Source organism: Leucobacter sp. L43, assembly GCF_016597785.1.
Taxonomy (GTDB): domain Bacteria; phylum Actinomycetota; class Actinomycetes; order Actinomycetales; family Microbacteriaceae; genus Leucobacter; species Leucobacter alluvii.
Genome location: NZ_JAENJG010000001.1, coordinates 1,966,774 through 1,977,391, shown reverse-complemented (window position 1 = coordinate 1,977,391; position 10,618 = coordinate 1,966,774). Strand labels below are relative to the sequence as shown.

Below are 10,618 nucleotides of genomic sequence, written 5' to 3'. Positions count from 1 at the left end.
GCGAAAGGGTCGTACAGTGTGTGCCGTCTCTGGCTTACACTGTACGACCCTTTCTGTAAAAGGTGTCCGGCGGTGTCCTACTCTCCCACAAGGTCCCCCTTGCAGTACCATCGGCGCAATCAGTCTTAGCTTCCGGGTTCGGAATGTGACCGGGCGTTTCCCTGACGCTATGGCCGCCGTAACTCTATTCACATATGACCACACCCCACCCCAAACAGGTGGACGTGTGTGGCCGTACGTCTAGAACCACAAAGTGGACGCGAAACAATCGTTACTGAAGATACTCATGCCCTCCCACACTCAAGGGGAGGAAGAAATCAAGTCATCGGCTTATTAGTACCAGTCAGCTCCACACCTTACAGTGCTTCCACATCTGGCCTATCAACCCAGTAATCTACTGGGAGCCTCACCACCACAAGGGTGACGGAGATCTCATCTCGAGGCCGGCTTCCCGCTTAGATGCTTTCAGCGGTTATCCATCCCGAACGTAGCCAACCAGCCATGCCCTTGGCAGAACAACTGGCACACCAGAGGTCCGTCCAACCCGGTCCTCTCGTACTAGGGTCAGATCCTCTCAAATCTCCAACGCGCGCAGAGGATAGGGACCGAACTGTCTCACGACGTTCTAAACCCAGCTCGCGTACCGCTTTAATGGGCGAACAGCCCAACCCTTGGGACCAACTCCAGCCCCAGGATGCGACGAGCCGACATCGAGGTGCCAAACCATGCCGTCGATATGGACTCTTGGGCAAGATCAGCCTGTTATCCCCGAGGTACCTTTTATCCGTTGAGCGACAGCGCTTCCACAAGCCACTGCCGGATCACTAGTCCCGACTTTCGTCCCTGCTCGACCTGTCAGTCTCACAGTCAAGCTCCCTTGTGCACTTACACTCGCCACCTGATTGCCAACCAGGTTGAGGGAACCTTTGGGCGCCTCCGTTACTTTTTGGGAGGCAACCGCCCCAGTTAAACTACCCACCAGGCACTGTCCCAGAACCCGATCAGGGTCCGTAGTTAGATATCCAATATGACCAGAGTGGTATTTCAACAACGACTCCACCCAAACTAGCGTCTGAGCTTCACAGTCTCCCACCTATCCTACACAAGCCACACCGAACACCAATACCAAGCTGTAGTAAAGGTCACGGGGTCTTTCCGTCCTTCTGCGCGTAACGAGCATCTTTACTCGTACTGCAATTTCGCCGAGTTCACGGTGGAGACAGCTGGGAAGTCGTTACGCCATTCGTGCAGGTCGGAACTTACCCGACAAGGAATTTCGCTACCTTAGGATGGTTATAGTTACCACCGCCGTTTACTGGGGCTTAAATTCAAAGCTTCGACCCAAAGGTCTAACCTCTCCTCTTAACCTTCCAGCACCGGGCAGGCGTCAGTCCGTATACATCCACTTGCGTGTTAGCACGGACCTGTGTTTTTAGTAAACAGTCGCTTCCCACTGGTCTCTGCGGCCACCACACCCTTTCCCAAGCAAGTTGGTATAAGTGGATGGCCCCCCTTCTCCCGAAGTTACGGGGGCATTTTGCCGAGTTCCTTCACCATGATTATCTCGATCTCCTGAGTATTCTCTACCTGACCACCTGAGTCGGTTTGGGGTACGGGCAACAGCAAACCTCACGTCGATGCTTTTCTTGGCAGCATAGGATCACCTGCTTCCCCATACGGGTCCGCATCATGTCTCACCCAAAGCCGAAAACTCTTCATAATCGACGGGCTACACATTTACACCGGGACAACCATCGCCCGGCACAGGCTACCTTCCTGCGTCACACCTCACGCTCACCACCCCAGTATCGGGTTCGCAACCTCCACCCGCACATCACCCGAAGGATCCGTAACAGGCTTTGGATAGCTGAGCACTACTGGTTAGGTCTTTGACGGTTTACCGCCGGTACGGGAATATCAACCCGTTGTCCATCGACTACGCCTGTCGGCCTCGCCTTAGGTCCCGACTTACCCAGGGAAGATTAGCTTGACCCTGGAACCCTTGGTCTTCCGGAGGACGGGTTTCTCACCCGTCTTTCGCTACTCATGCCTGCATTCTCACTCGTGTGGCATCCACGACTGGTTCACACCGCCGCTTCACTCGCCACACGACGCTCTCCTACCCATCCATACGGCTGGACCACGAAGGCCTACCTATAAATATGAATGCCACAACTTCGGTGGCGTGCTTGAGCCCCGTTACATTGTCGGCGCGGAATCACTTGACCAGTGAGCTATTACGCACTCTTTCAAGGGTGGCTGCTTCTAAGCCAACCTCCTGGTTGTCACAGCAACTCCACATCCTTTTCCACTTAGCACGCGCTTTGGGACCTTAGTTGGTGATCTGGGTTGTTTCCCTCTCGACTATGAAGCTTATCCCCCACAGTCTCACTGCTGCGCTCTCACTTACCGGCATTCGGAGTTTAGCTGACGTCAGTAACCTTGTAGGGCCCATCGGCCATCCAGTAGCTCTACCTCCGGCAAGAAACACGCAACGCTGCACCTAAATGCATTTCGGAGAGAACCAGCTATCACGAAGTTTGATTGGCCTTTCACCCCTATCCACAGCTCATCCCCTCAGTTTTCAACCTAAGTGGGTTCGGTCCTCCACGACGTCTTACCGTCGCTTCAACCTGGCCATGGATAGATCACTTCGCTTCGGGTCTAGGACATGCGACTGAATCGCCCTATTCAGACTCGCTTTCGCTACGGCTGCCCCTCACGGGTTAACCTCGCCACATATCGCTAACTCGCAGGCTCATTCTTCAAAAGGCACGCCGTCACAGATACAAAGCCTGCTCCGACGGATTGTAAGCAAACGGTTTCAGGTACTATTTCACTCCCCTCCCGGGGTACTTTTCACCTTTCCCTCACGGTACTAGTCCGCTATCGGTCATCTGGAAGTATTTAGGCTTATCAGGTGGTCCTGACAGATTCACACGGGATTTCTCGGGCCCCGTGCTACTTGGGATACACACCACGCGGTAAAACCATTTCGGATACGGGACTCTCACCCACTCCGGTCGCCCATTCCAAGGCGTTCTCCTATAGCTTCACTCTCACGTTCGAAGGTCAGCAGCCCTTCACGGCACGTCCCGCAACCCCGACCATGCAACCCCTGCTAGGTATCACACATGACCGGTTTAGCCTCATCCGGTTTCGCTCGCCACTACTCCCGGAATCACTGTTGTTTTCTCTTCCTGTGGGTACTGAGATGTTTCACTTCCCCACGTTCCCTCTACCCGCCCTATATATTCAGGCGGGAGTCACCAGGTACGCACGCGCCCTGGCGGGGTTTCCCCATTCGGAAATCCTCGAATCATAGCCCGTTTATCGGCTCCCCGAGGCTTATCGCAGATTACTACGTCCTTCTTCGGCTCCAGATGCCAAGGCATCCACCGTTTGCTCTTAGAAACTTGAAATCACATAAGTATTCAGAAACACACACCCACCCGAACCCCAAAGGGATCCGTCAGGTGTGTGACCAATGAAATTAATTAGTATCAGCAGCACCACACCCGCCCACACCCATCACGCCCACAGGCGATCCAGACACAAAACGAATATGACACTGCAAGATGCTCGCGTCCACTGTGTAGTTCTCAACGTACGGTCGATCCCACCCCCACGAGCAACACGTCTCGTGACAGCAGGTCAAGGAATCAGTCACCCGCACCCCCAAAAGGATGCGACCGGCTGGTCTCCCAGGACCCAATAGTATGCACTTTCTGCCCACTCACCACACCCACCCAGGATTTCCAATCACCCCCGCCGAAACGGACATGACGTACTCACACAGGCGAGCCAGCAAGCTTGCTTGTCATATGTTCCACCCATGAGCGGCTCGCAGTGAACGTATGCCACTGATCGAGCCATTCTGCGACACCCCGAAAGGTGTCGAGTGCTCCTTAGAAAGGAGGTGATCCAGCCGCACCTTCCGGTACGGCTACCTTGTTACGACTTAGTCCTAATCACCAGTCCCACCTTCGACAGCTCCCTCCCACAAGGGGTTAGGCCACCGGCTTCGGGTGTTACCGACTTTCATGACTTGACGGGCGGTGTGTACAAGGCCCGGGAACGTATTCACCGCAGCGTTGCTGATCTGCGATTACTAGCGACTCCGACTTCATGGGGTCGAGTTGCAGACCCCAATCCGAACTGAGACCGACTTTTTGGGATTCGCTCCACCTCGCGGTATCGCAGCCCTTTGTATCGGCCATTGTAGCATGCGTGAAGCCCAAGACATAAGGGGCATGATGATTTGACGTCATCCCCACCTTCCTCCGTGTTGACCACGGCAGTATCCCATGAGTTCCCACCATTACGTGCTGGCAACATAGGACGAGGGTTGCGCTCGTTGCCGGACTTAACCGAACATCTCACGACACGAGCTGACGACAACCATGCACCACCTGTTTACGAGTGTCCAAAGAGTCCTGTATCTCTACAGTGTTCTCGTATATGTCAAGCCTTGGTAAGGTTCTTCGCGTTGCATCGAATTAATCCGCATGCTCCGCCGCTTGTGCGGGCCCCCGTCAATTCCTTTGAGTTTTAGCCTTGCGGCCGTACTCCCCAGGCGGGGAACTTAATGCGTTAGCTACGACACAGAACCCGTGGAACAGGCCCTACATCTAGTTCCCAACGTTTACGGCATGGACTACCAGGGTATCTAATCCTGTTCGCTCCCCATGCTTTCGCTCCTCAGCGTCAGTTACGGCCCAGAGATCTGCCTTCGCCATCGGTGTTCCTCCTGATATCTGCGCATTCCACCGCTACACCAGGAATTCCAATCTCCCCTACCGCACTCTAGCTTGCCCGTACCCACTGCAGGCCAGAGGTTGAGCCTCTGGTTTTCACAGCAGACGCGACAAGCCGCCTACGAGCTCTTTACGCCCAATAATTCCGGACAACGCTTGCACCCTACGTATTACCGCGGCTGCTGGCACGTAGTTAGCCGGTGCTTTTTCTGCAGGTACCGTCACTTTCGCTTCTTCCCTACTAAAAGAGGTTTACAACCCGAAGGCCGTCATCCCTCACGCGGCGTTGCTGCATCAGGCTTGCGCCCATTGTGCAATATTCCCCACTGCTGCCTCCCGTAGGAGTCTGGGCCGTGTCTCAGTCCCAGTGTGGCCGGTCACCCTCTCAGGCCGGCTACCCGTCGTCGCCATGGTGAGCCATTACCTCACCATCTAGCTGATAGGCCGCGAGTCCATCCCGAACCAAAATTCTTTCCACCTACACACCATGCGGTGATAGGACATATCCAGTATTAGACGCCGTTTCCAGCGCTTATCCCAGAGTTCGGGGCAGGTTACTCACGTGTTACTCACCCGTTCGCCACTCATCCACCCCCAGCAAGCTGGGAGCTTCAGCGTTCGACTTGCATGTGTTAAGCACGCCGCCAGCGTTCGTCCTGAGCCAGGATCAAACTCTCCGTAAAAAACGATTGCCACACGCCCCGGGGAAAAACCGGAACATGCAACGAGTTCAATCTGGCAACAGAACCATCAATACTGACGATTCTTGTTATCCAAAAAAGGAATCTCCCACACCCAGAAACCTGGATGTCGGGGATTATAAATTAAATTGGCATATGACAATTTAAGTGCACACTATTGAGTTCTCAAAGACCAGACACCACCCGTCACACCCAACCAAGGGAAGCTCCGAACAGCAACCTGTCATCTACCGCTGGGAGCAATACGCGCTCCAGCTGGACCGCCCTTGGGGCGTCCACCTTGCGGTGAGATCGAGTCTCTCACTTTACACGCCCGAGCCAGACTTTCGCAAGTCCTGCTCTCGGTGATCTCGAGAGAGCCGATGTCCGATTCGAATCTCGGCCGCTTTCGCGCCGTTTTCCGTTTCGCTGACAAGGGAATACATTACGGGGATCCTGGCTGCAGGGCAACTAGCGCCCACATCCCGGGCGTGTCTGCTGCGAGCGGCGCAGGACTCCGATGCCTCCGATCCCACGGCCATTCGCCCCGGGAAAAGCGAAAGGCCCCGGCCTCATCGATTTCTCAATGAGGCCGGGGCCTTCAGTACTGGTGGCGGGTGAGGGATTCGAACCCCCGTAGGCGTTGCCAGCTGATTTACAGTCAGCCCCCTTTGGCCGCTCGGGTAACCCGCCATCGGTCGCGCGAACGCAACCAGGAATCTACCCTAGCGGCTCCAGTGCGCGAACGGAAATCCTGGACGCACCGAGACGAGCCCGCACGCGCTGCCGACGCATGGGAGTATCGGTGCATGAGAGATCTTCCCGAGGAACTGACGCTGCAGGCCGCTCACGTCGCCGACATGTCCGCGACGACGTTCTACCGTGTCGCCGCACTTCGGCAGGAGGTCTTCGTGGTCGAGCAGGACTGCGTGTACCTCGATCTCGATGGACGCGATCTGGAGGGCGGCTCAGTTCAGATCTGGGCGGAAGAGGCCAGTGGGGCGATCGCGGCAACCGTGCGGATCCTCGTGGAAGAGCCCGGCGAGCGCGGCACCCGCAGCATCGGTCGTGTCGTCACCGCCCCGACGTGGCGGGGTCACGGTGTCGCCGCGGTGCTGCTCGAAGCGGCCATCGAACGGTGCGCCGGGCGACCGATCATGCTCCACGCGCAATCGCACCTGGTCGACTGGTACGCGCGCTTCGGTTTCATCAGCTGCGGCGCCGAGTATCTCGAGGACGGCATTCCGCACACTCCCATGCGCCTGAACTAACGCCTCACGGCTCGATCGCGTCATCGAGCCCCGGCACGGTCACCGCGAGCCCGTGCCGGTTCGCCCGCGCAGAGATTGCTTGCTCCCGAACCAGGGAGAGCAACTCGACCGGACCCGCCATCGTCACTGGCTCCGCCCAGATGGCGACGCGATCCTGCGGTCCGAGCCACTCCGCCGCCCGAACACGGTCACCGTCGATGAGGCGCACCCGGAGGGCCCGGGTCCCGTCAGCGGCTACCGCCCCGGCCACCGCCAGTCGCTCGAGCCAGTCCTCATCGCGCTCGAGCGACAGCTCGATGTCGCGGTGCTCCAGGAACTCGGTGAGTTCGACGGGGAGCACCTCTCCGGTCGAGACCGTGATCGGTGCGCGAGCGAGCAGCGCGGCGGCGATGACGCGTGCGAGGGCGACGAGGGCTCCGCCTTCCGCGAGACGCACGTGCGTGGCGACGGGTCGGTGCCGGATGAGGTTCCGCTCGATCCCGAGCCCGATCGTGTCGCGATCGACGCCGAACGACGTGCGCCACGTGAAGGCGTCGGCGAGCGCGGCGCGCCTGAGCTCGTCGAACGCCTGATAGGGCAGCACGGGCTGCAGCGTCTCGATGAGCAACCGGATCTCGGGTTCGAGCCCGCGCAGATGCAGGGTCTCGCTCCGGCTCCCCTCCCGAACGCGCCACGAGCCCAGGGCGATCAATCGGTTCGGCCCGCCGGCGAGGCCGGAGAGCCCCATGCCGGCATCGTTCCACCCTCCGCCCGGGTGCCGCTCCACGCGAACATGCGTCGTCGCACGGTTGACAGACACTGCGGCCGCTTCGATGCCCTCCAGCCAGGCACCGATCTCGTCCCCGTCGTTGGAGTAGATCGCCGCCACGCCGCCGGTGCCCTCACGGTTCTGCAGCGCCAACGCCTCGGAGAGCGAATGCGCTGTGGTGATGCCGATCACGGGCACCGTCCGCGCGTCGTCCCAGAAGGTCGCATTCGCCGAGACCCCTGCCCGCACTCCCGGGCTCCACACCCGTCCCTCCGAATCGAGGGATTCGGGTTGCACGAGCCATTCCTCTCCGCGAGCGAGTTCGGAGAGCGCACGCCGCTCGGCCTCGTCGGCCGGGGCATGCAGCGGGCCGACCCGGAGGCCCAAGACCGTGGCGTCGGACTCGCGCGCGCTGTCGCCGGCCCGGAGGGCTCGTACCGCATCGGCGAGCCCCTCTCGGAAACGCCGCGATCGCGCCACGCTACCGAGCAGGATCACGCCCCTGGCGGCGCGAAGACTGCCTCCCGAGCGGCCGAGCGCCGAGGCGACGACGTCGTCGATCGCTCGATCCAGGTCGGCGGACGGCGTGACGAGCACGAAGCCGCGCGGCCGGAACTGCCCTTCGACCCGGAGGTCGGGCCGACGACGCGCGAGGTCGGTCGCGTCAGTACGGGATCCGATCACGACCGCGCGATCGACGCTTCGATGTGCCGCGAGCTCGGCAACGGTTCGGCCGACGACTGCGGCTTCGAGCCGCACCACACCGGGCGTCAGGCCACCGACCTCGCATTCTTCGATCACGGCCGACGCCGATGCCAGGAGGCGGTGCGGCACGAGCCAGAGCACCCCGCTTCCCGCTGCCAGCGCGGCGAAGACCGCTTCCGCCTGCACGGCGAGCGGGGTGGGCGCATCGGCGGCGACGAGCACGAGCCGCTCCGGGACGAACGTGGCGCCGCGCACCGCACCGAGCGCCTCGGCGAGCTGGCCGCTGTATCGGGCCGCATCCACCAGGTCGTCCACTTCGGCGTCGAGCTCGGCGATCGGGGCGCCCGTGTCGGCGGCCAGCAGCTGAATCAGTCGATCCCGTGCGGCGACCATCGCGAGTGCCGAGCGGCGCAGCCGTGACGCCCGCGTGCGGGTCGACTGGGCCGACCACGCTTCGGCTCGAGAACGCGCATCCTCCGCGACGAGTTCCGGATCGAGATCGGCTGCCGAGAGGGCAATCGTGGCGTTCGCGGCATCGTCGTCACCCGTCCGTGCACGGGCTTCCGCGAAGAGGTCTCGCGCCCACTCGCGATTCGCCGCCACGGTCGCGTCGGTGGCCGGCTCGTTCGCGAAACCGGATTCCGACACGGCGGGGATCGCGCGCGGCGGGGCGACGGCCTCGAGGGTGAACTCTCCCGTCGACCCCCTCGTCAGCCCCAGTACCGCAGCAGTGAGGCCACCGGTCTCGAATCGCGCCGGTTCGTCGGGGGCGCGGTAGAACAACGCACTGTCGCGCTCCGACGGATCCCATTCGCGCGCCCGGTTCTGGGTGCGGTGCGACGCCGGAGCCGGCTCCGCTGCCCGTGCGAGTGCGGTGCCGAACTCGGTGAACGCTTGCGACAGCGCCCGTTCGCGCGTCAGCTCAGCGGGTTCGCTCGCGATCTCTCCGGCGTCGTCCTCACCTCCCCCGGATTCGGGTTCCCGTGCGATGAGCGCCTCGAGTCTGGACAGTCCCGAGTCTGGATCGGCGGCTTCAGCTGCGATGCCGACGAGCAGATCGACGGCACCGCCGAATTCCTTCGGAGGGACGACGGGCACGACGACGCGCACATCGGGGAGGGTCTCGCGAAGCACCGATGCGAGCCCGGGGGCGACGCCGCTGCGCAACTGCACCGCGCTGAGTTCTCGCGATCCGAGCTCGTCAGCCAGGGCGACCGCGGCCGCGAGCACGAGCACGTCCTCTGTGGCGATCACGGGCCGCAGCACCGCCGCTCGTCCCGGGTGCAGCGCGAGTTCCGTCAGCCGCAGCAGCTGTGCGAGCACGTCCACGCGTTCTTCCAGCACCGGCACCGGGAGCCCCGATTCGATCGACGCGATGCGTTCGCCTCCGGCCACGCCGCCCACGCCGATGACGACTTCGGCCGGCGCCCCGCCCTCGGCGACGCGGCGCTGCGCCCAACGACTCAGACGGCCGTAGTACTCGCGCGACTCCGGCAGTTCGGCGAGCAACTGCACCCCGATGCGCGCTCGGTCGAGCGCGGGGTCGACGAGTGCACGAATCGCGATCTCGGGCAGCATGCGCGCCCACCGCACGTTTCGAGCGGACAGATGAATCGTGGTTCCGTGCTCAGCCGAGGCGCGCAGCACGGGTTCGAGTGCGGATGCGGCGCGCGCGACGTCGTCGTCGAACGTCCACTCCGTGCCGCCGGGGGCGATGCGCTCCGGTTCGACCACCAGATGCGCGACGGTTGGATGGGCTGCGAGCGCGGCGAGTCGCGCCACTTCCCCGGCAGCGCCGTCGGGCCCGTGCACGCCGTTGCCGAGCGGCCGCGTGACTGCCCGCAGTCCGGCGTCGGAGTACCTCCGATGCGCGTCGGCGAGCGCTGCTCCTGCGGCCGAGCTGAGCCAGGTCGCGGTTCCGGTTCCGCCCGCTGGGCCGGGCAACCGAGCGGCGAGCACCAGCCCGGAGACGCGATCCCGGAGCCAGCGGCGAGCGACGGGCATGACTGCCCAGGGGAGCCCGAGAGATGTCGCTCCACCCGCCCGTACCGCGAACCGGTCACGCGCGGGCATGGAATCCGGTACTTCCTGCGACATGGCATGGAGTCCGACCGCCGAAGCGAACGCGTCTTCCGTTCCGGCGACGAGCTCGAGCAGCCTCCGTGTGAATTCGAAACTCTCGGGATCGCGGCGCAGCCCCTCGAGCAGGTGCCCGGATCCGCGGGGGTGCACCGTCTCATCCGGCGCCCGATCGCGCAGGGCTGAGATCCAAGCGTGCGCCAGCGCTTCGGATCGTTCGGACACGGCGTCCCACACCGACGCCGGGGCGATGGGTTCAGCTGCCATGACCCCACTGTATGAGTGGTCGCGCATGTTTGGCGGGAGCGCGCGCCGAAGCCGAGATCTCCCGGCTGTCTCGGCCGTTGGAGATCCCGCAGGAGACCCCGTCGGCGATGC

Annotated in this window: 2 protein-coding genes, 1 tRNA gene and 3 rRNA genes; 1 reads left to right on the top strand and 5 read right to left on the bottom strand. The window is 61.7% G+C overall.

What is annotated here, in order from left to right; genetic code table 11:
• Positions 1-64: 64 nt before the first annotated feature.
• From rrf to JE033_RS09220, 4 genes are all read right to left on the bottom strand, one after another.
• Positions 65-181: ribosomal RNA gene (gene rrf, locus JE033_RS09235) — 5S ribosomal RNA — on the bottom strand.
• 132 nt (positions 182-313) lie between these two features.
• Positions 314-3,422, bottom strand: a 23S ribosomal RNA gene (locus JE033_RS09230).
• Between the two features lie 490 nt (positions 3,423-3,912).
• Positions 3,913-5,440, bottom strand: a 16S ribosomal RNA gene (locus JE033_RS09225).
• Together the 16S, 23S and 5S rRNA genes form the textbook arrangement of a ribosomal RNA operon.
• Before the next feature lie 605 nt (positions 5,441-6,045).
• Positions 6,046-6,130 (bottom strand) — tRNA-Tyr (locus JE033_RS09220).
• Positions 6,131-6,246: 116 nt separating this feature from the next.
• Between JE033_RS09220 and JE033_RS09215 the strand changes: the two genes are divergently transcribed.
• Positions 6,247-6,708 carry a GNAT family N-acetyltransferase gene (locus JE033_RS09215; RefSeq protein ID WP_090147226.1) on the top strand — a complete coding sequence of 154 codons (462 nt, stop codon included), beginning with the start codon at positions 6,247-6,249 and terminating at the stop codon, positions 6,706-6,708.
• 4 nt (positions 6,709-6,712) lie between these two features.
• Here JE033_RS09215 and JE033_RS09210 read toward each other — a convergent pair whose 3' ends face one another.
• Positions 6,713-10,507, bottom strand: coding sequence for an aldehyde dehydrogenase family protein (locus JE033_RS09210; RefSeq protein WP_234037133.1), 3,795 nt, complete (start codon positions 10,505-10,507; stop codon positions 6,713-6,715).
• Between the last annotated feature and the right edge of the window lie 111 nt (positions 10,508-10,618).